The sequence below is a fragment of the Rhodococcus quanlei genome (genome assembly GCF_055231015.1).
This window is the reverse complement of sequence record NZ_JBUYWD010000018.1, coordinates 85824-112715: the sequence shown is the minus strand read 5'-3', so window position 1 is coordinate 112715 and position 26892 is coordinate 85824. Positions and strand designations below refer to the sequence as shown.

23 protein-coding genes are annotated in these 26892 nt (G+C 63.4%); 10 read left to right on the top strand and 13 right to left on the bottom strand.

The genetic code is table 11. The annotated features are described in order from the left end of the window. Positions 1–5: 5 nt before the first annotated feature. The 8 genes from ACZI8Q_RS14240 to ACZI8Q_RS14205 form a co-directional block, all read right to left on the bottom strand. Entirely contained in the window at positions 6–806 is an 801-nt protein-coding gene (locus ACZI8Q_RS14240) for a hypothetical protein (protein WP_463374193.1), read from the bottom strand. A gap of 254 nt (positions 807–1060) precedes the next feature. Continuing rightward, positions 1061–1579: a flavin reductase family protein gene (locus tag ACZI8Q_RS14235; RefSeq protein WP_463374244.1), complete on the bottom strand. Its 519-nt coding sequence runs from the start codon at positions 1577–1579 to the stop codon at positions 1061–1063. Positions 1580–1616: 37 nt separating this feature from the next. Next, on the bottom strand, positions 1617–1886 hold the full coding sequence (locus ACZI8Q_RS14230; protein WP_463374192.1) for a hypothetical protein: 270 nt from the start codon (positions 1884–1886) through the stop codon (positions 1617–1619). 2 nt (positions 1887–1888) lie between these two features. Next, positions 1889–3055: a Rieske 2Fe-2S domain-containing protein gene (locus tag ACZI8Q_RS14225; RefSeq protein ID WP_463374191.1), complete on the bottom strand. Its 1167-nt coding sequence runs from the start codon at positions 3053–3055 to the stop codon at positions 1889–1891. 84 nt (positions 3056–3139) lie between these two features. After that, the gene (locus tag ACZI8Q_RS14220; RefSeq protein WP_463374190.1) at positions 3140–4051 is read right to left on the bottom strand and encodes an alpha/beta fold hydrolase; all 912 of its coding nucleotides are present in this window, start codon (positions 4049–4051) and stop codon (positions 3140–3142) included. Continuing rightward, positions 4048–4872 carry an IclR family transcriptional regulator gene (locus ACZI8Q_RS14215; protein ID WP_463374189.1) on the bottom strand — a complete coding sequence of 275 codons (825 nt, stop codon included), beginning with the start codon at positions 4870–4872 and terminating at the stop codon, positions 4048–4050. The genes ACZI8Q_RS14220 and ACZI8Q_RS14215 overlap by 4 nt, the downstream gene beginning before the upstream one ends. A gap of 158 nt (positions 4873–5030) precedes the next feature. Further along, complete coding sequence (bphC, locus tag ACZI8Q_RS14210; protein ID WP_463374188.1) at positions 5031–5954, bottom strand: biphenyl-2,3-diol 1,2-dioxygenase; 924 nt, start codon at positions 5952–5954, stop codon at positions 5031–5033. Positions 5955–6007: 53 nt separating this feature from the next. Continuing rightward, positions 6008–7192, bottom strand: coding sequence for an acyl-CoA dehydrogenase family protein (locus tag ACZI8Q_RS14205; RefSeq protein WP_463374187.1), 1185 nt, complete (start codon positions 7190–7192; stop codon positions 6008–6010). Positions 7193–7491: 299 nt separating this feature from the next. Between ACZI8Q_RS14205 and ACZI8Q_RS14200 the strand changes: the two genes are divergently transcribed. Both ACZI8Q_RS14200 and ACZI8Q_RS14195 read left to right on the top strand, forming a co-directional pair. After that, positions 7492–8298 carry a hypothetical protein gene (locus ACZI8Q_RS14200; protein WP_463374186.1) on the top strand — a complete coding sequence of 269 codons (807 nt, stop codon included), beginning with the start codon at positions 7492–7494 and terminating at the stop codon, positions 8296–8298. Between the two features lie 10 nt (positions 8299–8308). Continuing rightward, a complete protein-coding gene (locus ACZI8Q_RS14195; RefSeq protein ID WP_463374185.1) occupies positions 8309–8902 on the top strand; it encodes a class F sortase in 594 nt (197 codons plus the stop codon). Positions 8903–8919: 17 nt separating this feature from the next. Here ACZI8Q_RS14195 and ACZI8Q_RS14190 read toward each other — a convergent pair whose 3' ends face one another. Both ACZI8Q_RS14190 and ACZI8Q_RS14185 read right to left on the bottom strand, forming a co-directional pair. Beyond that, entirely contained in the window at positions 8920–10359 is a 1440-nt protein-coding gene (locus ACZI8Q_RS14190) for a sensor histidine kinase (RefSeq protein ID WP_463374184.1), read from the bottom strand. Beyond that, positions 10356–11063 (bottom strand): response regulator transcription factor, encoded by a 708-nt coding sequence (locus ACZI8Q_RS14185; RefSeq protein WP_463374182.1) that lies wholly within the window; start codon positions 11061–11063, stop codon positions 10356–10358. The genes ACZI8Q_RS14190 and ACZI8Q_RS14185 overlap by 4 nt, the downstream gene beginning before the upstream one ends. 131 nt (positions 11064–11194) lie before the next feature. Between ACZI8Q_RS14185 and ACZI8Q_RS14180 the strand changes: the two genes are divergently transcribed. From ACZI8Q_RS14180 to ACZI8Q_RS14170, 3 genes are read left to right on the top strand one after another with little or no spacing between them, the layout of a single operon-like run. Then, positions 11195–12007, top strand: a complete 813-nt coding sequence (locus ACZI8Q_RS14180) for a VTC domain-containing protein (protein ID WP_463374181.1) — start codon at positions 11195–11197, stop codon at positions 12005–12007. 12 nt (positions 12008–12019) lie between these two features. After that, positions 12020–12697, top strand: a complete 678-nt coding sequence (locus ACZI8Q_RS14175; RefSeq protein WP_463374180.1) for a DUF4956 domain-containing protein — start codon at positions 12020–12022, stop codon at positions 12695–12697. After that, positions 12697–14217, top strand: coding sequence for a CotH kinase family protein (locus ACZI8Q_RS14170; RefSeq protein ID WP_463374179.1), 1521 nt, complete (start codon positions 12697–12699; stop codon positions 14215–14217). The genes ACZI8Q_RS14175 and ACZI8Q_RS14170 overlap by 1 nt, the downstream gene beginning before the upstream one ends. On the opposite strand, the gene ACZI8Q_RS14165 is transcribed toward ACZI8Q_RS14170, so the two are convergent. Further along, positions 14206–15426: an alkane 1-monooxygenase gene (locus ACZI8Q_RS14165; RefSeq protein WP_463374243.1), complete on the bottom strand. Its 1221-nt coding sequence runs from the start codon at positions 15424–15426 to the stop codon at positions 14206–14208. The two genes, ACZI8Q_RS14170 and ACZI8Q_RS14165, sit on opposite strands and share 12 nt — an antisense overlap. Before the next feature lie 369 nt (positions 15427–15795). Between ACZI8Q_RS14165 and ACZI8Q_RS14160 the strand changes: the two genes are divergently transcribed. Beyond that, on the top strand, positions 15796–16782 hold the full coding sequence (locus ACZI8Q_RS14160; RefSeq protein WP_463374178.1) for an FHA domain-containing protein: 987 nt from the start codon (positions 15796–15798) through the stop codon (positions 16780–16782). A 173-nt stretch (positions 16783–16955) separates the two neighbouring features. Continuing rightward, positions 16956–17420, top strand: a complete 465-nt coding sequence (locus ACZI8Q_RS14155; RefSeq protein ID WP_463374177.1) for a hypothetical protein — start codon at positions 16956–16958, stop codon at positions 17418–17420. A gap of 245 nt (positions 17421–17665) precedes the next feature. On the opposite strand, the gene ACZI8Q_RS14150 is transcribed toward ACZI8Q_RS14155, so the two are convergent. Both ACZI8Q_RS14150 and ACZI8Q_RS14145 read right to left on the bottom strand, forming a co-directional pair. Further along, entirely contained in the window at positions 17666–20746 is a 3081-nt protein-coding gene (locus ACZI8Q_RS14150; RefSeq protein WP_463374176.1) for an FAD-dependent oxidoreductase, read from the bottom strand. A gap of 379 nt (positions 20747–21125) precedes the next feature. Next, complete coding sequence (locus tag ACZI8Q_RS14145) at positions 21126–21692, bottom strand: hypothetical protein (protein WP_463374175.1); 567 nt, start codon at positions 21690–21692, stop codon at positions 21126–21128. A 518-nt stretch (positions 21693–22210) separates the two neighbouring features. Here ACZI8Q_RS14145 and ACZI8Q_RS14140 point away from each other — a divergent pair. The 3 genes from ACZI8Q_RS14140 (at position 22211) to ACZI8Q_RS14130 (ending at position 26892) form a co-directional block, all read left to right on the top strand. Further along, entirely contained in the window at positions 22211–23380 is a 1170-nt protein-coding gene (locus ACZI8Q_RS14140) for an IniB N-terminal domain-containing protein (protein WP_463374174.1), read from the top strand. 180 nt (positions 23381–23560) lie between these two features. Continuing rightward, positions 23561–25420, top strand: coding sequence for a dynamin family protein (locus ACZI8Q_RS14135; RefSeq protein WP_463374173.1), 1860 nt, complete (start codon positions 23561–23563; stop codon positions 25418–25420). Further along, positions 25417–26892, top strand: coding sequence for a dynamin family protein (locus ACZI8Q_RS14130; RefSeq protein ID WP_463374172.1), 1476 nt, complete (start codon positions 25417–25419; stop codon positions 26890–26892). The genes ACZI8Q_RS14135 and ACZI8Q_RS14130 overlap by 4 nt, the downstream gene beginning before the upstream one ends.

Genomic DNA, 26892 nt, shown 5'->3' with positions numbered 1-26892 from the left:
CGGCCTCACCGACGCAATGGACGCTTGTTTCGCTCCACTTGCTGCATCACGAATGCGTGGACGAGTGTGGCGTCGTCCCCGATCTTGCGATAGTCGATATTCATCATCGCAGTCGGAGGCACACGATCGATTCTCCACAGAAGAGCGGTGTACCGCATGCGCCAACCGTCGTCGTTATACGCATAGATGAGAGTCATCGGGAACCCGTGATAGCCGGCGTTGACTCCCATCACAGACTCCCACGGCAGAAACGACTCAAACGCCCAGCCGCGCTGGTGGATACCTTCCGAGGTGAAGGCGATGTAGCCTCGCCTTACGCGTCCCAGAAGGTAGCTGAGGGGAAAGCTGCCAAAGAAGAGCGCGACGAGCGCGAAAACGATTGTGGAACCAAGGCCTTCGGTCTCGGCATCCAATGAGAACTCGTATGCCACGAGGCCCATCATGAGACCAATTAGACCTGTGAGCAGCGACATCACGATGAGGGGGCCTGACGAATACTCGATGGCGGTAGCCGGGCTGCCCCCCAGCATCCGATCGGTGACGAGAATTCGACCATTTGACTTCGGCTTGTACACGATCGGGAATGCCAGAATTGCAACCCATATCAGGCCGAACAGTATGAAGTACTTGACCGACTCTGGCTTTCCTTCGCCTGGCATTACCGACACACCCACGACGCACACGAAGATGACAAGGGCACCGAACACGTACGAAAATGCCAGTCGTATCCGCTCTTTGCGAGTTCTCCAGTTTCCGGACGGCCATTCGGGTGGCCGGTCCACCTCAGAAGATTGCATTCCAGGCACCGCTTACTATTCCTCCTACTGCCGTGGTCGTGTCACTGAGCGCGTCAGTTCCGCTGTCCCACGCCTGACTGACGTCGACACCATTCTCGAACACCGAATCGACTGCGCCGGAAGTGAAGATCCCTACAGGCTCTTCGACGTCAACGATGCTCAATTCGGTGTAGCCGGCCTCGCCGAGTTGTTGAAGCAGTTGTTCACCGAGACCTGCCCATCAGAAGGCGCCTTCGATGACGATGTTCTCCCCCGCTTCCATTTTACCCGGCGCCGACGAAACTGCCGTATCCGCCGCGGAAAAACAGCAACGGATCTGCGACACGCTCGACATCGAGGGCAGTGACGCGACCGATCGCGATCGTGTGATCGCCCGCCGGATGCTCGGCCTCGAGCTCCACCTCGATCCGCGCAATCACCCCGTGCAGGGCCGGCGCTCCGTTTTGCGCGCGGGACCATTCGACTCCCGCGAACTTGTCGCCGCCGCGCACGGCGAAACGTCCGCACAGGTCACGCTGATCGACGGCCAATACGTTGATGCACAGGCACCGGGATCCGCGCATGGCGGGCCAACTCGACGAGGTCCGCGCCGGACAGAACGACACGTACGGCGGATCCAAGGACAACGACGTCACCGACTGACACGCGAAACCGAGCGGTCGCGCCCCGTCGTGGGCAGTGATCACCGCGACCCCTGTACAGAAATTACCCAACACGCTGCGCAGATCCTCGGGTACTGCCGGACTGGCGCGCGCCGTCCGTGTGCCTGCCACCGAGTTCATCGTCACTTCGCTACCCCTAGTCATCGCAGAACCCACCTCATCGCAGAAGCCCCGGAACCGGCTCACTACGCAACGACAACGGCAGGACCCCTTCGCGGGCGGCCCGGTCGATCGTCGCGTACAGCGCCGGGCATATTTCCCCGACCACCCGGCCCCGAAACTCTTCCGCACCCTCGGGCTCACCCCGTCGTCCCATCAGAGGGCAGGCCCCGGGGACGGGGTCGAGCCACTGGACGCTGGTGTGCTGCACGCTGTACTTCTCCGCCAGCACGCGGGTGCCGCACTGCGCACAAGCAATCTCCCGCATGGTCACGCCGTCGCCCGTTCGGCGCGTTTGCGTTCCACATTCTGCGCCACCTCGCGGTCCCAGTACTCGTTCGCCTTCGTCACGTCCACGTCGAACTCGAAACGGCGCACCATGTCCTCGGACACGTCGGCCCGGTCCACATAGAACTGGCTGTACCAGCGGCGTAGCTGATAGACCGGGCCGTCGTCCTCGCACAGGAGTGGATTGTCGATGCGGGACTTGTTCTTCCAGATCGTCACGTCCTGCTCGAAGGTCTTCATGGTGCCGTGCCCGAACTGGGTGGCCAGCTCACGCGCCTGCTCGTCCGGCATTCCCGGGATCTTCTTCACGATCACGCCGTACTGCAGCTCGAACGCGTCCGGGCGGATCGGGTAATGGCAGTTGATCAGAATCACTTCGAGCCCACCGTCGGCCACCAACCGGTTGATCATGTAGGACGGTCCGTAATACGAGGCGTACGACTGCGTCACGCTTTCGTCGCCGAAATCGACGAATTCCTCGCCCGCCATGTCCGCCCGCGGTTTGAACGACATCTCCTGCGTGGCGATGTGGTTCTCGAACACATTGCGGAAGTGCAGCGGCTGGTTCAGATGGATGTAGTAGAAATGCGCCATGTCGACGACGTTGTCGACGATCTCCCGGCAGTGCGAACCCTCGATCACCACCGAGTCCCACGCCCAGTCGGTCCAGTCGTCGGTGCCATAGCCGGCGATCTCCGGGATCACCTCGTCCTCGGTCGGCTTGCCGTTCTCGGGGTCGTGCCAGACGAACAGTTGACCGTTGCGTTCCAACGACCGCCAGGCCTGGGTGCGAGCCAACGGCGGCACCCGCCTGGCGTACGGGATCTGCTTGCACTTGCCGTCGCCACCCCAGCGCCAGTCGTGGAACGGGCAAGCGATCTCGTCACCCTTGACCGTGCCTTGCGAAAGGTCGCCGCCCATGTGCCGGCAATACGCGTCGAGCACCTTCAGGTCCCCGTTCGAGTCCTGCCAGACGACCAGCTTCCCGCCGAACGCATACACCTCATGCGCCTCACCGTCGCGGAACGCCTGCGCCAGCCCCAGGCAATGCCAGCCGCGGGCAAACCGTGTCGGATTGTTGCCCGCATCGATCCGGCGCACCTTCTCGTCACTCACTTCGCCCGCGGGACGATCCTCGACCTGTGTCATCACAACCTCCGAATACGATCGACAGCTACCGCCATGCGGCAACCACCTCACAGTGGTGCAGCTCACATTGCCGCCCCGAAGTGACTACGACAGATCGTTCCCGCTGGGAGGGAAATCCCCCGCCTGACGATCCGCCGCCGGGCGGGTAAGAAACGCTGTCACCGCAGACAGCCACGCCTCCCTCGCCTCGATCATCGTCCAGTGCCCACAGTCCGGGAACACATGCAATTCCGCGCCGGGAATGTCGCGCATCGGCAGCATCGCCATGTCGACCGGGCTCACCCGATCGTCTCGACCCCAGGTGAGCAACGTGGGCGCCGTAATCTTGTCGAGTTGCGCCCAGTACGGGGTCGCGGCACTGAGCTTCGTCGCCTCCGCATTCGACGCGAACGCCGCGGAACCGTACATCCGGCGCGCGATCGCCAACGTCTCCGGGTCGGTGGCCAAACGCCAACGCTCCTCGATGAGCTGTTCGGTGACCGTCGCCGGGTCGTAGACCATCGCATGCAGCCACCGGAGCAGACGCTCACGCGTCGGATCGTCCGTGAACTCGATCAGCGTCTTGATACCCTCGCTGGGATTGCTACCGAACACCGGTTTGCCGATCCCACCGATCGTCACCAATCGCCTGATGCGCCACGGCTCGGCGATGGCCACACGGGCGCCGACGATCCCGCCCATCGAGTTGCCGATCACATCCACCGGACCCAGCCCCAGCGCGTCGAGGAACCGACCCACCGATGCACCGGCCATCGTGAACGGATGCTCGTCTCCAGGGTCACTCACCCCGAAACCGGGGAACTCCAAAATCAGGCATCGGAAACGCTCCCCCAGGTCACCGACCACGCCACGGAAGTTCTGCCACCCCGTCACCCCGGGCCCGGAACCGTGCAGCAGCAGCAACGGGGGCCCGTCGCCCACCTCGTGGTACCGCAGCACCCCCGCCTCGGTCGTCACTTCCCGACGTGAGGACGCATAGTCGACATGTACGGTCACTGGAACTTCTCCTTCGTATTGCTCGTCGTTCGGTCGATCCCGACCGAGTCGTCCATCGGGTTCACCCGAGTGCTCTGAACGATCCGTTCCCTCGCCGCCTCCAGCGGAGCGAACAGACGCGAATCCAGCCGGTCGATCGGGACGCAAACCGAGATCGCGGCGGTGGTGCGGTAGGCATCCTTCACCGATCCACCGGCGTGGACCGTGGTAGCGACGCAGCCGATGCCCGGCACCCATTCGCCCTCGTCGGTCGCGCACCCGCGCTTGCGGATGGCCTCCAACTCGCGGTGCAGGGCCGACCGTGAAACGATCGTCCGGTCGGTGACCTGCGTAAATGCTCCGATTCCCTCGACCAGCCCCGGCGGCTGCGCCGCGAGCAACGCCTTCCCCGACGCCGTCGAGTTCGCCGGCATATGGGAACCGACCCGGCTCGGCACCGACATGCCGAACTTTCCGTCCCCAAGCTTGTCCCAGACGACCGCTTCCCCACCGTCGAGATACGTCAAATGCACGACATGCCCCGTGTACGCGTGCAGCCAATGCAGAGTCGGGAGCGCCCGGCCATAGAACCAGTGATTGCGCACACTCTTGGTCCCGAGGTCGAACAGCCGCACACCCAACTCGTAATTCGTGCCGACGCGAAACAGCCACCGCTTGCGTTCCATCTGCATCAACAGGCGATGAGTAGTCGAACGCGCCAGCCCCGTACGCTCCATCACACCCGACAACGTCAGATGCCCCTCCTCCTCGACGGCATCGAGAATGAGGTCGACCTTGTCCAGCATCGACAGGAACTCTCCGGAGTCGGAAATACCGCTCATCGCCTGCCTCCTCTCCCTCACGGGTGGCCACCGCCTCATCATGGCGAAGACCGTCGCGGCCTCCCCGAATCGGTCTCGCTCGGTGGGATGCGGGGAGCGTGCCAGCGCTAACTCACCGCATGCGACCGATCATCGCCGGCACCGTTCCCGTTCCGTCCTCACGCAATCACCCCCAGCGGTTCCGAGCCGGACCAGTCGTGACCCCAGTAGCTGTCGGCGGTGATTTCCTCGGCCGTGTAATGCGTCTCGTCGACGAGCATCCCGTCACAGCCGAACTCGATGTCCCAGCCGCCCGGAGCACGCACATAGAAGGAGACCATCTTGTCGTTGGTGTGCCGCCCCAGCGTGGACGACAGGGAGATTCCCTCGGCCACCACGCGGTCCTGCGCCTGACCGACCGCGTCCAGAGAGTCCACCTCGACCATGATGTGAATCAAACCCGGCCCCTGCTTGGGGGACGGCATCATCGCCAGGCTGTGATGGCGCTCGTTGACCCCGAAGAACCGGATCCGCATGATCCCGGCCTCCGGCGGCACGTCCATCCGAAACGCCCCACGCGGCAGGAATCCGAGCGTCTTGACATAGAAGTCGTACGCCGCGTCCTGGTCGGGCACCGGGACGACGACGTGGCCGAGTCCCTGCTTGCCGGTGACGAACGTGGCACCGTGCGGAGTCACCACCGGACTATGGTCCAGCAACGCGCTGTGGAACACCTCGATCTGCGTACCCGCGGGGTCGTCGAACGCGATCGCCGCCTCCACCCGGCGCGCGTCGGCCTCCTCGGCTGTCAGGTCCCGCACGGTCGTCCCCGATTCCTCGACGGACGCACGCACTCGACCGAGTGCCTCCTGATCACGCACTTCCCAGCCGACGACACTCACCTTGTCCTCCTCCCCGGGCTTGACGATGATGCGTGCCGCACGCTCGTCCATCCGTAGGTACAGGGCGTCCGCGTCCGGGCCCGAGCCCTTCGCGAAGCCGAGCACGTCGAACGCGAGTGTGCGCCAGCGCTCCATGTCGTTCGTCTGCACCTCGACATATCCCAGCGCCTTGATCTCGCGTGGGTTGCTTACCTCGATCATCTGTGTGTCCTCGTTTCGTTCGGTGAATGGTCCGGTGGGATCGGCGGGCGACTTCAGATCATCTTGCGCAGCGGCCCCTGCGGTTCGGCGCCGAGCGAGCTGAGCGTCGCCGCGTGGTAGACGGTGTTCGGCGAATGGATCGCGTGGTGGATGCCGGCCTGGGCGTCACGCCAGAACCTCTGCATCGGCTGATCCATGCGCAGAGCATTGCCCCCGCAGCGGGCGTAGATCTCGTTTGCCGCGGTGACGGCACGCCACGCCGCGCGCACCTGCGTCGCCCGCCCCTGAGCACGCTGCGCGAACGTGGCGACCTCGCCCCGCTCGGTCAGATCCCAGAAGAAGTCGGCGTTGTCGAGCAACTCCGTGCGCGCCGCACGCAGATCCGCCACGAGCCCACCGAAGTCGTACATCGTGTACGGGTCGTCCTTGACCTTGACGCCGTTCGCATCGATACGGTCCGCTTGGTATTCCTGGGCCAGCCGCAACAACCCCTCACAGATGCCGACGGTGGCCGACGAGATACCCAGCGGAAACATGTTGGACCACGGCATCTTGTACAGCGTCTCCGTGCGGCCCGACCGCGCCTGACCCGTTCCGTCGGACACGTCCTCCCACGTCATCACCCGGTAATCCGGAACTGTGCAGCCTTCGATGACGAGGTCCTTGCTGCCCGTGCCCCGCAGGCCCACCACATCCCACGAATCTTCGACGATCCGATAGTCCCCGCGCGGCACGATCACATGCACCATCTGCGGCGGCTGGACCATCTTCCCGTCCTCGCCGGCGAGCATTCCGCCGAGAAACGCCCAGCGGCAATGATCCGTGCCCGAAGAGAACTGCCAGTTTCCGCTGAAGTGGTACGTGCCGTCACCCTGTGGCACCAGCAGGCCACCGGGCAGGTACGGCGAGGCCATCCAGATGCTCGAGTCCGGCCCCCACACCTCCTCTCGCACCCGCGTGTCGTTGTAGGCCAGCTGCCACGGATGGACGCCGCACACACCCAGCACCCAGCCCGCCGCCGGGTCGAGGGAAGCGAGGCGCATCACCGTCTCGGCGAACTCACGGGGCCGGTACTCGAGCCCGCCGTACTCGGCCGGCTGCAACATGCGCATCGCGTCGGCTTCGGTGAGCAGCTGCACCGTTTTGTCGGTCAGCGAACCGATCCGTTCGGCCTCGGCACCCTGCGCGAACAATTCGTCCGCATGCTCGTTGATGTACTCGAGAACCCTGTTCGTCATGCCCGTCTCCGATCGCCGCGTTACGTCTGTTTGTTTGCGCTTATGAGACGAGGCTCACAGCACGGGGCGATCTTGTGAGCACCTTTCCCGTCAGGCGGGAAACCCGGAGGTCTCCGCCTCCCCCCCTGCCGATGTCACACACGTTCTACTCGCGCGAACCGGTGTGACATTCGCCGGACGGCGCTGTGTGCCTCGCTGGTAACAGGGCCCCGAAATCGAACGATTAATCACGTAACAGCGGAGTTCGTGCCGCTGACCGGCACGACCGCTGCCCCGTTCGAGAAGGGCAGGACCACATCATGAACATCGCACGCAGAAGCGGGAGATTGGTAGCGGCCGTCGTCCTTGCCGGAGGCGCGCTGGTGGGCGGGGGCGTGGCCAGCGGAGCGCCACAAGGCGGATGCCTCACGCAGGCCGAATACGACCAGCTCACCGCGAATCGCAGCGTGGCAGCCGACCAAGCGCAACAGGTGAAGACCGATGCCAGGACGCCGGAATCTCCTGGCGGAGCCGACGTCACAGAGCAAGAGCAGGCCACCATCAGCGACGCCAACGCCGCACATACCGCAGCCGCCGAAGCGGTGAACAACGCGACAGTGTGCGAGGACAACCCGCCCACGCAGCCGCCTGACGACACCGACAGCGACGGCGACGGCGTGCCCGACAGCGTGGACGAATTCCCCGACGAGCCAACGCTCCTGGCCCCGATCGTCGAGGTCGGCGGAAACGGATCGGCGGTGCAGTTGACGGTGCACAACCCCAACGACCCCAAACAGATCATTTCCACCTGCGGACCGACCGTCGTGCGGGACGGCAATTTCGTCCCCAACCAATGGACCTCGGGCGGTGCGTCGATCACCTACTACGACGTGATGCTCCCCGACGGCAACTACACCGTGACGGTGCAATGCACCAGCAAGGGCGGTCAGTCGACGAGCACACCGGTCAACTTCACCGTCGCCACCGACGCCGGAATGCCCGTCCCGACAACACCTCCCGCAGACACCCCCGATGTGAACGTGCAACAGAACGACATCGACGTGACGGTGCCGAGTCACGATCGCACCCCGATCAAGTCGGTGCCGTCCGGACCGCTCCACGTGTAGGGATTAAGTCGTGAAGCGTTCACTCGCGGTGGGGATCTCGGCAGTGGTGCTGGCAGTCGGCGCATGCGGCACCGATGCGCAGCAAGCCTCCGGCCGGTCGTCGCCGTCCGCGAACGTGCCCGTCACCGCGGAGCCTGTGCAACCTGCTCCGGCCGAGTGGGCGCCGACGACCATCACGTTGTCCGGTGACGACTCCACTCGGATCGTCACGATCAGCACCGACAAGGACGGCGTGCTACTACCGCCTGAGCGGCTGGACCGCATCGGCTGGTGGGAGGATTCCGACATGCCCGGCGACAGGGTGGGCGGCACCATCGTGATGACCGGCCACATCAACGGCAACGGTCAGGTCGGGTTCGCGAAGAAATTCATCGGACTACAACCGGGCGATGTGGTCACCCTCAGCTCCGCCGACGGCGCCGAATACCGTTATGCGGTGCAGGAAGTCGAACACTACGACAAGGCCTCCGGTGCACTGCCGACCGCTCGCCTCAACCGCCTCGACGGTCCAGAACTGCTGGCACTGATCACCTGTGGTGGCGAGTTCGTCGGCGCACCATTGGGTTACGCGGACAACATCATCGCCTGGGCGACCCCCACCTGACCCCGCTCCGGCGAATGTCACACTGGTTCTCCTGAGTCGAACGTGTGTGACATCGGCCGGGGTGGGAGGGGAAGGAAGACACGAAAAGTGGTGCCGACCCCCTTCGTGGAGTCGACTTCGACGCGGCCGCCGTGTGCGGCAACCAACGCCGCAACGATCGACAAGCCCAAACCGCTGCCGCCGGACGCCCGGGTACGCGAGGAGTCCGCCCGATAGAAGCGTTCGAACACCCGCTCCTGTTCTTCGGGGCCCAGTCCCTGGCCTGTGTCGAGGACTTCGAGGACCGCGTCGTCCTCCGTGGTGCCCACCCGCACCGTCACTTTCGCCTCCTCGGATGTGTGGGTGAGCGCATTCGTGACCAGGTTTCCGAGCACCTGCCGCAGACGAGCATCGTCACCGAGAACCTCTGGGGCACTGGAGCAGTCCATCACTTCGAGTTCGATGGCACGGGCGGGTGCCACGGCCCGGGCTCCGTGCACCGCGTCCGTCGCCACGGCAAGCAGGTCGACCGGGGCACGGTCCAAGGGCCGCTGAGCATCGAGCCGCGCCAGCATCAACAAGTCCTCGACCAGCAGCCCCATCCGCTGGGCCTCACTCTCGATACGGCCCATCAGCCGGTCGGTGTCGGTGCTGGCACCCTGCCGGTACAACTCGGCGAACCCACGAATGGTGGTGAGCGGGGTACGCAACTCGTGGCTGGCGTCGGCGACGAACCGGCGCATCTTCTCCTCCGAGCGGCGCGCCGCCTCTTCCGACTGCTCCGTGGCCGCGAAAGCCGATTGGATCTGGCTGAGCATCCCGTTCAGTGCCACCGACAACCGGCCGATCTCGGTGCGCGGATCGCGCTCGGGCACACGCTCGTGAAGATCGCCACCCGCAATGGCGACAGCGGTGCGTTCCACCTCCCGCAGCGGGCGCAGACTCCGACGCACCACGAATCCGCCCGCCGCCGCGAGCACAACGAGAACCACGCCACCGATGCTCGCCTGCAACACCACGAGCCGCTGCGCGGTCGCCTCCGCCTCGGACAAACTCACCGCGACCGTGGTGACCACCCCATCAGGACCTTCGGTAGCCACCACACGCCAACGCACATCATCGCCGCCGACGGAGTCAACGGTCACCGGACCACCCGTCGGCCCCGACGGCACCTCCGGTGCGGCCGATTCGTCGTTCACCACCAACAGAACCTCGCCGTCAGAGGCGGTGACCTGAACGTAGAACGGACTCGGCGGACGCTGCGAACTCGGAACACTCGGAGGTGGAGGTGGCGGCAGTCCCCGGGGTCGCGCCCACGTGTGCGCCGCGTCGCTGAGGTCTCGGTCGATGCGGGTGAGCAGAGAATTCTGCAACGCCGAGGTGACCGCAACACCGGAGGCCAGCAACCCGAGACCGGACAACACCAGCAGGGCCGCGATCAGCGTCCACCGCAACGGCAGCCTCCGAAGCGCAGTCACGTACGTGGCTTCCGCATCACATAGCCGACGCCGCGAACGGTGTGAATCAGCGGCACCTCGCCCGTGTCGATCTTGCGTCGCAGGTACGAAACATACGACTCGACGACACCGACCTCACCGTTGAAGTCGTAGTTCCATACATGCTCGAGGATCCGGGGTTTGCTCAGCACCGTGCCCGCGTTCACCATGAAGTACCGCAGCAGCGTGAACTCGGTGGGCGACAGCGACACCGGCTCGTCCGCCTTGAACACCTCGCGCGAGTCGTCGTCTAGTTCGACATCCGCAAATCGGATCCGCGAACTGCGCTCGGCCTCCGTCCCCCTGCCGGCACGCCGCAGAATCGTCCGCAGCCGGGCGATCACCTCTTCGAGACTGAACGGTTTGGTGACGTAATCGTCGGCGCCGAGAGTCAGGCCCGCAACCTTGTCCTCGACGGCGTCCTTTGCCGTCAGAAACAGCACCGGAGCGTCGCTGCCGTCGGCTCGCAGCCTGCGCAGCATGCCCATGCCATCCATGCCGGGCATCATCACGTCGAGAATCACCGCGTCGGGCTGAAACCGTCGGGCGCGGTCGAGCCCCTCGGCACCGTTGGTCGCGGTTTCTACCTCGAAGCCCTGAAACTTCAGGCTCACGGACAGCAGCTCGACGATGCTCGGTTCGTCGTCGACGACCAGCACGCGGGCCTCGGGGGTGGAGTCGCTCACGCTGTGAATTCTCGCAGGAGACACTGACCGCCGACTCGAGGTTGCCTGTGAATTTCCTGGCAACCACAACCCACAGCCGGTTGCCAGCGACAGCCCACGAATCCTCGAGGTAGCCGGGGTGTGCTGTACCGATGAGTTATCAACAGACCGCGAGCAGGCTGCACGCGTTCAACCGGTACGAGATCAAGTACTTCGTCGACGAGCTACAGGTACCGGAGCTTCGCGACGAACTCGCCGCCCGGATGGACACCGACCCGTACTCCCCACACGGGGGTTACCCGGTGACGTCGCTGTATTACGACACGGCCGATCTGCGCTTCTACTGGGAGAAGATCGAGGGCCTGAAGTTCCGGCGCAAGCTGCGGCTACGCCTGTACGGCAACCCGGACGAGTGCACGAACGACACTCCTGTTCAGGTGGAGATCAAACAGCGAGTCAATCGGGTAACCCAGAAGCGTCGCACCGCAATGCCTTACGGCCTTACGCAACGTTGGCTCAATGGACGCGAACAGATCGAATGCTCACGGTCCCAGCGTCCCTTCGTCAACGAAGTCTCCACCTTGCTCGGCCATCTCGACCTGCGGCCAATCGTCACCACCGGGTATCGGCGCGAGGCATTCGTGGGCCGCGATGCGGATCTCGGTTTGCGAGTGACCATCGACCACAAGGTGCACGGACGCGACCGTGACTTCCACTTCGCCTCCGGTGCGCAGAACCGGTTCATCGTGCCGCCGAAACTGGCCATCGTCGAACTCAAAGCCAACGAGCGGGTCCCCTACTGGGCTACGGACCTCACCGCCCGACTCGGCATGTCCGTGATCCGCATCTCGAAGTACTGCCAATCGGTCCAAGCATTCGAACTCGCTCCTCGATCCCGGATCGGCGCACCCGAACTGGTTCTCCCCGACGGATTCGACGCCCGAGTACCCGCCCCCATCTTCTGAAACAGGAACCTCATGAACTTCGACTTCCAAGACCTGAGCGGAACCTTCACGACATTCGACATCATCGTGTCGCTGTCCCTGTCGTTCGTGCTCTCCGCCATCATCGGCTGGGTCTACCGCTACACCCACAAGAACGTCTCGTACAGCCAGTCCTACGTGCAGACCCTCGTCATGGTGGGCATGGTCATCGCCCTGATCATGCTGGTGGTGGGATCCAACATCGCCCGCGCCTTCGCACTCGTCGGCGCACTGTCGGTCGTGCGATTCCGCAACGCCATCAAAGAAACCCGTGACGTCGGCTTCATCTTCCTGGTGATGGCCATCGGCATGACGACCGGCACCCGCTTCTACGTGCTGGCAATCGCCGCGACCATCGCCATCTGCCTGGTGCTGGTGCTGATGAACAAGTTCAACTGGTTCAAGCTCGACGTCCAACGGCAGGTCGTCAAGGTACAGGTGCCGCCCGAGCCGGAGTACACGTCGATCGTCGAGGACGTGCTGCTCCAGTACTGCACCGACTTCGAACTGGTCTCCACCGAGGCGGTCCGATCCGGTGCGCTGACCGAGCTGTACTACACGGCCCGATTGAAGAAGGGGAAGAAGCCGAACGAGCTGATCTCCGCGTTGAGCGACGTCAACACCGGGCAGCGGGTCACCGTTTTGACCGGATACGACCAGACCGACATCTGATGGGCGATAGTTCCATACAGCAACCGCCGCGGCGCAGGCTGCGGCACCGGATCCCCACGTCGCTGCGTCGGCACTGGAAGTTGCCCGTCGCGTTGGCGGTATTCGTGGTGGTGCTGGCGACGGTGTTCGGATCGAGCCGAATCCACCCGTACATCACCGGCGACGTGACGGTCATCGCCTCGGAGATCACCGACAACATCACCGGAACGGTGGACCTGTTCGACACGTCCGTCACGCACGAGTTGTCGATCGAGATCACCGACGTCGAGTACGACGACATGATCGCCACCTTCCAGGACACCGGCAACAAGAAGTGGGTGACCGCCGACGTCGTCATCGACGGCACCCGGATCGAGGACGTAGCGGTGCGCCTGAAGGGCAACTCCACCCTCGCGGGAGTGCGGGGCACCGACATGGCACCGCCCGATGGCATCGACCGGCCCGAAGGCTTCGCGCCGCCCGAAGGGTTCGATCCCGCGCAGGGTCCACCTGCAATGGGTGGCCCGATGATGACGCAGGCCTCGGCCGACGATCCGACCTCTCTGCCGTTGCTCATCAGCTTCGACGAGAACGCCGGCGGACGGGCCTACCAGGGCATGACCGAACTCGCGGTTCGTCCCGGCTCGCCGGTGCTCAACGAAGCGATGGCGCTCTCGCTCACCGCCGACACCGGCCAGCCATCTCAGCGGTACGCGTACACGGTGTATTCGGTGAACGACGGCGCCACCACCACCAGGCTGGTGCTCGAACACCCCGACGACACGTATGCCAACACGCTGTTCGACACCGACACTCTCGACAGGGACGGCTACCTCTACAAGGCGGACGCGTCGTCACGATTCGAATACGTCGGAGACGATCAATCGTCCTACACCGATCAGTTCAAACAGATCAATGCGGTCGACAGCGGAAACCTTGCCCCGATCATCGACTTCCTTGCCTGGATGGACTCGGCAAGCGACGAAGAATTCGCCGCGCATCTGGCCGACTGGGTCGACGTGGAGTCGTTCGCCCGCTATGTCGCAACACAGAATCTGCTCACCAACGGTGACGACATGAGCGGTCCCGGACAGAACTACTACCTGTGGTACGACCTGGAAACACAGAAGCTGTCGGTCATCTCGTGGGATCTGAACCTGGCGATGCAAGGTGACGTCACCGCGGGTCCGCACGACACGGTGTCCATGGGGCCGGGCGGTGGTCCGGGTGGCGCTGGTTCCTCCGGGACCGAGCCCGGTGGACACGAGCCGGGCGGAGGCGCGCCACCGATGCAGGCCGGCAACCCCTTGAAGACCCGATTCCTCGAGTCTGCCGCGTTCACCAAGCTGTACGAGGACGCCTACTGGGACCTGTTCGAACAGATATACGGAAGCGGCCGGGCAATCGCGATCCTCGGTACCCTCGCCGAGACGGTGCCCGTCTCCGACGACCTCACCGACGAGGCGCTGCAGACGGAGATCGACTCCATGAGGTCGTGGATCGGCGAGCGCACCACCAACCTGAACGGGCTACGCGGTTGACGCTGTGCGTGCAGCCTGCTGTGCAACCTGTTCGGCTGCACCGGACACGTCCGGCAGCGGGTATTTCGCCAACAGCTCGTCGCGCTTGGGTTCGTAGATGTTGACCCGCGAGATGTCGTTGTCGTAATGCGCCAGCAACCGCGGGTCCATCACCTTGCGCCACAGCGGCGGAACGATCGACAGCCACATCAACACCGCATAGCCGGCCGGCAATTGCGGGGCCTCGGGCATGGTGCGCAGCGTCTGATAACGGCGGAGTGGATTGGCGTGATGATCACTGTGTCGCTGCAAATGGTAGAGAAACAGGTTGCTGCACAGGTGATCGCTGTTCCAGCTGTGCCGGGGTGAGCACTTCTCGTACCGGCCGTTCTTGCGCCGCTCACGCAGCAGTCCGTAGTGCTCGAGGTAGTTGGCGGCCTCGAGCATCGCCACCGCGAAAGCTGCCTGGAAGACCAGCCACGGAGCCACGGACCAGCCGAACACTGCGATCAGTGTGGCAAAGAGCACCACGCTCATCGCCCAGGCGTTGAGCACGTTGTTCTGCGGGCTCCACACCCGCTTGCCGCGACGCTTCAACCGCTTGCTCTCGTACTGCCATGCGGACCGGACGCCGCCGATCACCGAGCGTGGCAGGAACTGCCAGAACGATTCCCCCATGCGGGCCGACGCCGCGTCCTCCGGCGTCGCCACCCGCAAGTGGTGGCCGTGGTTGTGCTCGACATAGAAATGGCCGTACACCGACTGGGCGAGGGCGATCTTCGCGAGCCAGGGCTCGTGTTTGGTGCGCTTGTGGCCGAGTTCGTGAGCGGCGTTGATGCCGATGCCCGCGACCACACCGACGGTGGATGCCAGCGCCAACCGTTCCGGCCAGCCCATCGGGGCATTCACCCACAGATAGCAGGCCGTCACCAGGCCTGCGTACTGGGCGGGCAGGTAAAGATAGGTGCACCACCGGAAGAACCGGTCGTTTTCGAGAGACTTGGATTCTTCGTCTGTCGGGTTGCTCAGATCCGGTCCGGTGGCCAGATCGACGAGCGGGATCACGATAGCCATCAGCAGCACACCGAACGCCCAGAAAAGTCCCGGACCAAGCGTCTCGACGAGCGCCCATCCCAGGAACGGGCTGAGTGGTACGACCGCGCCACACAACCACAGGTAGCGCTTGGCCTTGCCCTGCGCGCGCCTGCCCAGCGTGGAACTACCTGGCAGAGAACTCTCCTGCGCATCGGTGTTCGGCTTCGAAGCCCCCACGTTGTCTCGTCCTGTCCTTGTGCCCCGACGGCCAAATTACCGGTCGGTACCATAGCACCTGGGCAGGCGATGGTGGTAGATGAAGAATCAACCCAGTTCGGCCGTCAGGCACCACTGGGCCACCACGAGTGACATGAGTCATAGACAGCGATCACACCGGGTTCATTCCCCACCCACAACCCGCGGCTCCCAGGATCAGCAAACCTCCAGCTATCTGACACGTACACCGGCCTCCCGTTGGTTGGGTGCGCACAAAGACCCGCTCCCGCCTAGCTCCTGGTACGCAATTCTGCGATCCTGAGAACAGCCGCTGGGAAGGGGCTCGTCATGGAGCGTCCGAAACCGAAGGTGTCCGTGATGCCGGGCAGCGAAGGCGTGGTCGCCAGGTGCGCGGATGCAGTTGTCGTGACCGCACTCCTCGAGCCGTTCACCGGCGAATTGTTATCGCTGCTGAGTGCCACGCGTGCGAGCAACACCCTTCCCTGGCGGATCGCAGGCCTGCTGGCCGAACACAGTGACGGACCGATCGGGGCGTTCGGCCTCTACGCGCCACTGTCCCGCGGCGGCGTGGTGCTGCTGCACGCAAATACGCGGGCCGAGATCACCGACCCCCATGGTTCACACAGCGCTGCCGGTACCGATGCCTACACCTGGGTGGACAGGTTGGTGCCCGAGTCCGCCACCACGGTCTCGATGTATCTGACCGAGACTGCGACGGAGGTCGATCCACACTCGGATCTGCGTACAGGCGTGGTTCCAGGCGCAGGCTTCATCGTGCACTCGCCGACCGCCGCGCGGGAACCCGGTCGAAGCCCGCCGACTCCTGAGGAACCCGAACCGACCCAGTACGCGACCCCACCACCCGCGATGCACACCGCCCCGGTCCCCCATCACTCCACCGCCGAACGGACGGCACCGTCACCTCGTCCGTCACCTCCCCCGGCCGAGACAATGGCAGTGCAAGCAGTTGTCGCGACACTCGTCGCGGACGACGGCAAAAGCGTCCCCTTGGACCGCAACTACGTCATGGGCCGCGAACCCTGGCACCACGAATCCGTCCGACAGGGTAGGGCTGTACCTCTCGTCGTCGACGACGAAGAGGGCCTCGTCTCGCGGGTGCAGGCGCACATTGCGGTATCCGACGGACGGGTGACCATCCAGGACGGGCCTTCGGCGAACGGCACCTTCGCCGCCGCACCAGGAAACACAGACTGGACACGAGTCGGGTCCGAACCGACGCCACTACGGCCTGACTGGAGCATTCGTGTGGGCAAGCGCGTGTACACCTACCGGACGAGCGCGGAAACCGAGTAACAGCCGTTCGTGGATCGTGCCGAGGCACGCTCAGCAGCCAATTCAGGAGTCAACACGGACGCTCGCCCCACAACTCAGCATGTGTGATAATTATCACATTCTCATGGTTTCGACCTGTCTCACGGTACGGCACCCAGGAACAGCGTCCACCACCGCTTTTGAGGGAGAAGCCCATGAAACACACACCCACGCGCGCCTTCGCCCGGGTCGGCATCCTCACCACAGCCAGCGCCCTCACCCTGACCGCTGGCACTGGCATCGGCGCCGCCGTCGTCACCGACGACGGGACCAACATCACCGCCAGCGGAAACACCATTACCGTCCAAATCGGCGCCATCACTGACTTGGACGTCCGTCCGTTCGCATGTGGCGTGTACGTTTCCCCCAGCGGTTTCGGGCCTGTCTTCGTGGACAGTGTCGAGGATCAACAAATACGTGAAGATGAGGATCCGACGGTGTCCAGGATCGAAGCCACCTTCACAACGCCCGCCCTGCCGGACGGCACCTACACCGTTGAGGTGCATTGCTTCGACGATCTTACGAATGGGGTCATTGCAACCGAGACCGTGACGCTGCCAGCAAACCCGCTTTGCACGAGTCCGTTCGGCTCAGTCTGCGACGTGTTCCCATTCCTCTAGACCCGTCACCACACACAGTGCCAGGCGGGTAGCAAGAACTGCGTAGCGCACCGCCGGATTCTGCCCCACCCGATGCGCACCACTCCCTCACCTAGGGACGCACGCGCGGACTTCCGAGGAGTTGGTGCCCCCACTGCCGGGAGGTGGGCTGCGCGCCGACGTCGTTCGCTACATCGCGACTTCAGGAGGCAAGGGACGTTACGGCTCACGACACGCGGACCACCTTCCGGCTTGGCACGTCCCAGTCACGAACGAAACGCCTTTAGCGCGAAAAACCCCCATTCTCCTGCACGCAGTGCCGGCATCGACGCTTCGTCGATCGGGCTGTGACTCTTGACCGCCGCGGTCACTGTCGCGAGTTCCTCGGGGTGGTGACCGAGCATCAGGGCACCGACGATGATTCCGTCGGCGATCACCAGGCGGCGGTACGACGGCACGAACGGATCATCGATGGTGATCACCTCATCGCCGCGCATACGGTGAACGCGGCCGATCGAAAACAACTCCAGCCCCACTCCTTTCAGAATGGTGGCCGGGATCTCCGAACACAGCCGTACATCACCTCCCAACGCGTTGACCGCAGCGATCTCCCCTTGCTTGGCGGCTATCGGCCACAATCCCAGTACGCGTCCATCGTGCTCGGCAACATCGCCGGCCGCGAAAATGTCCGCGACACTGGACTGCATTCGGTCGTCGACCAGGACGCCACGATTCACAGCGATACCCGCTTCTCTCGCCAGATCCACCTCCGGTTCGATCCCTACACAAGCCAACAAGACGTCACACTGCAACGCCCTTCCGTCGACCAGCGTCACCTCGTGGACACAATGCTTTCCGGTCGCCACCGCCGCCTCTGCACGATGAATCACACGGATTCCTGCTCGCGCGAAATGGTGTTCCACGAGCTGGCTGCACCGGCCGTCCACCTGTTTGTCCATCAGCCGATTCCCGCGATCGAGAACAGTCACCTTCATGCGGAGCTCGTTCAACGCGTAGGCCGCCTCCAACCCCAGCAGGCCACCACCTGCCACAACAGCCGTGCGGCAACGGTGTTCTTGCGCATACGCTCGAATCTGCATGGCATCACCTGCTTCTCGAAGCACGAAACTACCCGGTATGCCGAATCCGTCGATCGCGGGTACAGCACTGCGAGCTCCCATCGCAAGGATCAACCGGTCGAAGCACAAGGTGTCTCCCGTCCCCAGCGTCACCCGCCGTCCGTCCGGGTCGATCCGTACCGCGATCGTGTTCAGCCATGCGGTGACATCGTGGTCCGCGTACCACTGATCGGTGAGCAAATGCAGACCTTCCATGGCGGAGCGCCCATACACAAGACGTGAGATGCCCATCCGGTTGTACAGCGGAAGTGGTTCCCGCCCAACCACATGAATTTCACAGTCCGGGTGACCGCGCCGGACGAAATCGGCCGCAGTGACCCCCGCGATCCCGTTACCCAGCACGACCACGCTCAGAATCGATCGATCGAAATTGCCTGGCCTACTACCGCGAGTCGGGCTGCCGGAGCCTGGACTGGTGGAGACCGTGACGGTGCCCTCCCTCAGCCGGGCGCAACACGCCATTCGAGTGTTCTCCGCCAGGCCCAATCGTCGGAGTGTGTCGAGCTCCTCCTCGTCCGGCGACGACAGGCACTCTTCCCCTTCGAGGACGGCAAACGGATCGGCACCGCACACCCCCATTCGGCACCCCGCCTCGACCGGAATCCTATGAAGCTCCGCAGCCTCCAGCAAGCTGATGCCGGCCTCTGCCGACACCACAGGACCGTCTGGGAGGAACCGGACCTCCGCCTTTTCGGTAGGGGTCTCCGCCCGCAGGGCCGAATCGGAAGCGCGGTCCTCCTTCTGCGGCGCGGGCGCATCGTCACCTGCGGGCACTGCGCGCGTGTTCCAGTAGGTGCGAGATATCCACACCACGGTCAAGAGTGCAACAACGATCCGGATCGGCCACCGCACCCAGGGAATGTCCACGCCGGTGATCACGGCGAACGAATTGACCAGGACGACGCTGCAATACCAGTAGAAGACATTGATAGCGGCCGCCGCGTAGCACGCGGCAACCAGCACCGTCGCGGCGTTCGACAGCGCGTCGAGAACGAAGAACGACCCGACGCTCACCAGGAGATACAGCACCAGACGTTGATAGAGCGCCCAATCGGACGCCCCGATCTGGCCCGCGAGCGTGAAGTACCCAAGGACGAGCCCCGGCAGCGCAGCGACGAACAGCTTCCGCGGCGCACTCCACGCTGTATCGGCATCCACCAGATCCGCCTGATATGCCGTGTGTGGCTTGAAGTCGTAGCAATTCTTCGTGCAGGACACGCACGGCCGGCAATGACTGTTCGGCACGGTCACAAACGGCGTCTGCCCATAAACGCGCTGCAAAGGCAGCAGCGGACAGATACTGCTACACCAACCGCTCTTTCCCTTGAACACGATGCCGCCCACGAAGGCCGAGGCGATCACCACCGACAGCAACACCCCGGTCGCCCCGGCACTGTGGTCGAACAGCGCCAGCCGAGCAGAAACGATCCCGACGAACAGCGCCGCCGCAATCACGTACACGCGCCGACGCAACCATTCGGGTACCGTCGCCGCCCGGGTGAAACCGAACAGGCGTGGGGCCTGGTTCGACGCCGCCAGCGGGCATATGTTGCGCCACAGTCCGGGCGCAACGAAGAACACGATGGGCAGCAATGGCACGATGACACCGAAGAAGGTGAACATCGCGCCGGCAGGGCGGACGAACATCGCCACACACAGCGCAAGGTACGCGACGACGGCGATCACCTGAGCGATGTGCCACACCGGCCGCGGGACGCGTGTGGGCAACTCCAGATAGTTCCGCACTGCCGGATGATTCGAATCCGGTCCACCTCCGACGAAGATGAGACGCCACGCTTTCCGCACACCCCACCGTGGCGTCACGCGCACCGGTGATGGCAGTGACGCGGGTGGAGGGCGAGGTATGGCAAAGCCGGTACGGACCGTCGCCCGGCTTTCCGGCACCTGGCGAACGGGCATAGCCCTGACGACGATGTCCGTGCTCCCCACCCGCAGGACATCGCCGGACCGGAGCTCTGCACGGCCGTCGGCCAAAACGCCGTTGATGTAGGTCCCGTTCCGGCTGTCGAGGTCGACAACCGACAAGCCGAGCGGACTGGGCAAGAGCTTGAGATGTCGTCTCGATACACCTTCGTCCGCCACAGTCTCGCCGGCGCAGTCCCGGCCGATCACGAGGGCACGGTCGACGTCCACACAGCGGACCTTCCGGCCCTGCTCCCTGATCTCGATCTGTGCGGATTCAGACATCGGATTCCTCGATAGACCCGCGCTACGCCCCGAACATGCCCTGGGAGTCGTTGTTTGGCATTTTTCGTAGTCCTCCCATAAACCGGCGACAGACCTGCGTAAGCGCAACCGAAACGATCTACGTGCGTCCGTGGTCGGGCTCCGTGATTCTCGACTACACGAGCGAAGACACCCCGGTTCCCCAGATCGAGCCTGCGGCGCTACGACCCGAACAAGTACGTCGGCGGCATGGCAGCTGGAAGGGGGTCGTGCCTCGACAATGTCCGGACGGCTGGACCCGGTGCCGCAACCGTGCCCACCAGCTCTCGCAGCATGCTTCAGCGAACGTCCCCACCGCGGAGATGCGTACGTCTCGCGCCATATCAACTCTCGTTTCGAATCAGGGCGTTCCGTGTGTGGGTGGAAAAACCGGAAGGATCAGTTCCGGTACCTGCACTCCCTCGTCGTTCACGATGAGGAAAGTCAGGTAAAAGCACGTCGGACCGCCATAGGGTGTATCGACGCCGTAGATAATCACCAAGTTTCGCCCGGCAAAGAACTCGAATCCTCCGGACACCCGTGACTGTTGCCACGTCCCCGGATCCTCTGGAGGCAACCCATAATTGGTGTGAATCCAGGGAGCAGACCCAGCGCGGAGCGTCTCGAGATTGATCCAGAAGAACTGCACTCCGGTTTCGAGTGGTATCAGCTCGGCGCCGCGAGGAGTCCGGTACATCATGTTCACCCAATCCTGCGCCCCAGAATTGGTATATATGGTGAACCTGGATACGGGTCGTTCGCACCCCACCGGCGGTGGAGGGTGGACCATCACAAACCCTGGATATGGTTTCTGTGCGTCTGCGGTGGATATGAGCCCATCCGATATGTCCCGGTGAGAGGTGATGTGGCGCAGCACTTCCAGCGCCTGGTCGGCCTGAGGACTCTCTTGTGCTTCCAGAAGTTCCACGACCTCGCCGATACCCAACGGTGCGGCGCCAAATGTAGGCGCCGGGACGGTGATTGCGGCAGCTGCAACGAGGGCCAGTAGGGCGGACCCCCGTAGCGGGATCGAACGCGCTGGCATCAGGCATCCCCGATCGTAAGTCGTCGGGTGACGACGGGCATCGGTTGTCCGCATTCAGGGGATGGCAGCATTCGAACAACGTGCTGAGATCGAGTGAACGGTGTCACCCTGTGGATATAAGTAAACGCCACAGCATTCGGAATGCACAAGGTTGATGGGCGCTCACTGCCCGGAGACCGTACCGGCCTTCCACGTCGCCGACCGAGTGCCGGGCAACACGGGCGCCACCGGGTGAGGATTCTCCACCCATTTGAGGACGATTTTGCCGACCGGCAGCGGACAGAATCGTTCTCAGAGCCCGACGACGTGGGATCTCCGCAATCGGTGTGATCGCTGAAATTCAGGGCTTGTCATTCGATCGCCAGACCGAGCGATCGACGACCCAATCAATGGAGAATCCAATGTCTGACACCGCAATTTTCGACTTCATCCTGGACCTGCTCTTCGATCGCGAAGCAGCCGAGGAGTTCAATGCCGATCCAACAGGAAGCTTGGCGGATGCCGGGCTCGCTGACATCAACGTCGCCGAGATCAATGAAGTCCTGCCCACACTGGCCGACTCCGTTCCCGGCGGCGGATCGAGTTTCGTGGGCGGCGGGTCCGGATCCTCGGGGTCGGGCGTCGGCTCGGGATTCTCCGGCGGCGTATCGAACTTCTCGGGATCCAGCTTCTCGGGCAACGGATCCGGCTTCTCCCCCCACGGGTCCAACTTTTCGGGATCGGGGCTCTCGGGCAGCCCCTCTGTCCTGTCAGGTGCAGGGTCAGCTGTTCAGATTCTGCCGGCAGCGGCGCCGGCCCAGGCACTTCAGCAGATCGTCAACAACCATTACTCGTACACCGACCAGAGTGTGCATCAGGACATCGACACCGACGGCGGCGACCTCACGCAGGAGTTCAACCAGAAGGCCGCGAATGCCAACGGCGACGGTGCGGTTGCGACCACCGACGATGCCACTGGAGTCAATACCGGTGAAAACGGCGTTGCAGTCGGCGGTGACAACCGAGGCCCAGTCGTGACGGGCGATGACAACCAAGTCGGCGACGACAACGTCGAAGGCGATGACAACCAGGTCGGTGACGGCAACGCTGAGGGCGAGGGCAACGTGACCGGCGATCGCAGTGGCAACACCGACAACTCCAGCACGGTCGACGGCAACGGAAACAGTGTCGGTAACACCTCCAATGTCACCGATAGCCGGAACCAGGAGGTGAACATCGACTCCGCGGCCGGCAGCACCAACGGTGACACCACCGGCGGCGGTGACACGGGCGGCGGTCTCCTCGGTGGTGGCGGGGTCTTCGGCGGCGACACCAACGGCGGCGGGGACACCGAATCCACCAGTGTCGCAGGAGACTCGGAGGTCGAAGACATCAACGTCGACTTCGGAGACACCGCGTCGTCAACCGGCAACGTCGACTACATGGAAGACAACTCGATCAACGATTCGTTCGACGACGAGTCCACCAACGATTCATTCAACGTCGAATCGGTCGACCGATCGACGACCGACAACTCCGAGCACGATACCAATGAGATCGATACGTCCGCCGAGATCAGCCTCATTGGGTGATGCTCGCCTGACGCCAGCACGACAACTGGTCGCGCCAACTGAAACGTTGGCGCGACCAGTCCTATATATCCAAGTTGCGCGTCGTCGGCAGCTGCCTGCGCAGACTTCATGACGGGAGTAGCCTCATTGACAGAGTTTCCGCCTACAGAGGTCTCCGTTGTGGGAAGTGGCGAGTACGCGATGAGTCAATCGGCCGCGATACCGCACAGCAATGAGACAGCGTCGGCGCCATTCCACGGCCCGCCGATAGACCCCGCACTGTTGGACGATGTCCGATCCATTCTGCACACAACCGATCGCAGCGACCTCGAGGGACGCCTGCAAATAGCCTTCGACCGACTCAGAGATGCATCGGTGCAGGTGGCGGTAGTCGGCGGAGTGCAACAAGGGAAGAGCGAGCTGATCAACTCGCTGCTCAATCTACCTGCGTGCAGGGTGAACGGTGGCACCACAGTCCCCACAACGGTGCGGCACGCCGAGACGGCCTCGGCGATCCTGGTGGTTGCCGACCGGAGTCGGCCGCAACCATTCGAGGTTCCGATACCCCTTACAGACATCGTTTCAGACCTGTCGACCAACGCGCACGCGCGGGGCAATCTGGTGATCAGAGCAGAGATCGGCGTCAGCAGTACCCTCCTCGCGGAGGGAATGACGATAACGGACACACCCGGCATGGGGCGCAGTGGGCAGCTCCACACTCCACAAATTCTGGATATTCTCGCCGCATCCGATGCTGCGGTAGTCGTATCGGAATCCAGTCGAGAATTCACCGAACCCGAGATCGCCTTCATCCGTCAGGTCGTCGGACTGTGCCCGGCGGCGGTGATCGCACTGACGAAGACGGACATGTTCCCGGACTGGCGGCGGATCCTCGACGCCGATCGACAGCACCTGATGTCGGCAGGATTATCGGTACCAGTGATCGCGGTGTCATCGGTGCTGCGCGCCCATGCGCTGCGATTGAAAGACCACGAACTCAATTCCGAATCGGGCTTCACCGAACTGGTCACCTTCCTGCGGAACAGGGCGTTGGGCGAGGCATCGATTCATCGGAGCACGAACTTCGCAGACGAACTCGAGTCCATTACCGAACATCTTTCCATCGAACTCGAGTCCGAACTTACGGCGCTGCGAGATCCGGACGTGCGTGAACGCTTGATCGAGGAATTGCATGAGAAGAAGACCGCGGCCGAGTCGCGAGCCAAGATGGCTGCCCAGTGGCAGCAAGTCCTCAATGACGGGGTGTCGGACTTGAATGCCGAGATAGATCATGATCTCCGCAACCGGATGCGTCTGATAGTGCAGGCAGCTGAGACAACGATCGACGAAAACGACCCAGGTCGTATCTGGGCGGAACTGACCGAGTGGCTGCAAGATCAGGTGGCATCCGCCGTCGGAGACAACTTCTCATGGGCCTACGACTCGTCAGAGGCGTTGGCGCGTGATGTCGCGGCGAGCTTCGCAGCGGACGACGACGGTGTGGAACTGCCCCGCATCAGCGGTATCGGCGGCACTGCCATCATCGATCCCTCACTCGAGGTCGGAACCATAGGCGCCAACAAGGCTGGGATCACCGAGAAGCTGCTCGTGGGTATGCGTGGCGGATTCGGCGGTGCCATGATGTTCGGGATGGGCGCCACGATGTTGGGCCTGGCGATGATGAATCCCATCACCCTCGGTGCAGGCGTTTTACTGGGGGCTCGGGCGTACAAAGAGGACCGTACGCAACGACTCGCGCGGCGCCGAAGCGAAGCCAAGTCCGCCGTTCGGCAGTACCTCGACACCGTTTCCTTCCATGTGCACAAGGAATCACGAGACCGGCTACGACTCACGCAGAGATTGCTCCGTGACCATTTCAAGGGTATTGCCGAGCAATCGATCCGATCACTGAAGGAGTCGATGAAGGCGGCCAACGAATCCGCGAATCTTCAAGTGACGGAGCGTGAGGAACGGGCACGGTCGGTTGAGAAGCAATTGGCGGTGATCGCTGACCTGCGTCATCGTGTGGCGGAGATCAGGCCGGAGGGCCTCGTAAGATGACCGCCACCTCGACAACCGACCGCACGCGCGATCTCATCGCTACGACACGACGACTATACGACGGGAACGGGCAAGTGCTCGACCAGTTGTCCGTCGGGGCCGAACGGTTGGATCAACCTCTTCGAATCGCCTTGGCCGGTTCCCTCAAGGCAGGGAAGTCGACACTACTGAATGCGATTGTCGGCCAAAGTATTGCACCAACCGACGCAACCGAATGCACTCGAATCGTCACGTGGTTTCGCCACAGCTCGACCCCATCGGTTACCGCACGTTGCCATGACGGGGCGTCGATGAACGTGCCGGTACGTCGCGTCGACGGGCATCTCACCTTCGATCTCGGAACACTGACATCAGCGGCAGTGGACCGAATCGATGTGGGTTGGCCTGCGAGCACGCTCTCTCGTACCACCCTGATCGACACTCCTGGAACTTCCTCGCTGTCACGCGACGTATCCGCAAGAACCCTGCGGCTTCTCACGCCGGAATCCGGTGCTGCGGAAGCAGACGCGGTCGTGTACCTGTTTCGCACGTTGACTGATACGGACGTCGCATTCCTGCGGCAGATCGCTGGGCACGTCGGCGGGCAAGCCGGACCACTCGGGGTTATCGGCGTCATCGGCCGAGCGGACGAGCTCGGATCAGGAAGGCTCGACGCGATGCACTCGGCACGAGATGTGGCGAAAGAAGTAACGCGGGACCTCGAGTTGACTGGCCTGTGCCAAACCGCGGTGCCCGTAGCGGGCCTCTTGGCACTCTCGGCGCGGACACTTCGTCAGAGCGATTTCGTGGCATTGCGGAAACTGACGACGGTAGCGCCGCAGGACATGGAGTTGGCGCTGCTGTCCTCAGATCGATTCGAGCGCGAAGAAAGCCCGTTGCCGGTCGACGCCGGGGTGCGAGGGGAACTGATTCGTCGATTCGGACTGTTCGGAATCCGAATGGCATTGACCCAACTACGGCTCGGCGTCGCCGACTCCCCCACTCTCGCGGACAGGCTCCTGGCCCGGAGCGGATTGAGTGAACTCGAGAGCGTTATCGACATCCAATTCGGGCAACGGTCCGAGGACCTCAAAGTCCACACCGCGCTGGAAATGCTACGACGAATCTACGCCGAGCACCCGAATCCACGGGCCTACGAAGCCAATCGCGAGGTCACCAGGCTGTTGAAGAACGTTCATGGCTTCCAGGAGCTTCGGATGCTCGGAAAACTCCGATCGGTCAAGGCGCGACTGTCCAGGGACGAACTCGACGATCTGCAACGCGTACTGGGCGCATTCGGCACGGGACACGCGGAACGGCTCGGACTCGAACCGTTCGCCGTCGCCGGAGTGGGCCGTGAAGTGGCGTTGGCTCAGGTACAGCGGTGGCGGGAACGTGCCGAGCATCCACTCGCCGATCAGTTCACTGCCGCTGCATGCCTCGCTGCGGCCCGGAGCGCGGAGGGCGTGCTGAGCGAGCTGCACGAATCCTGA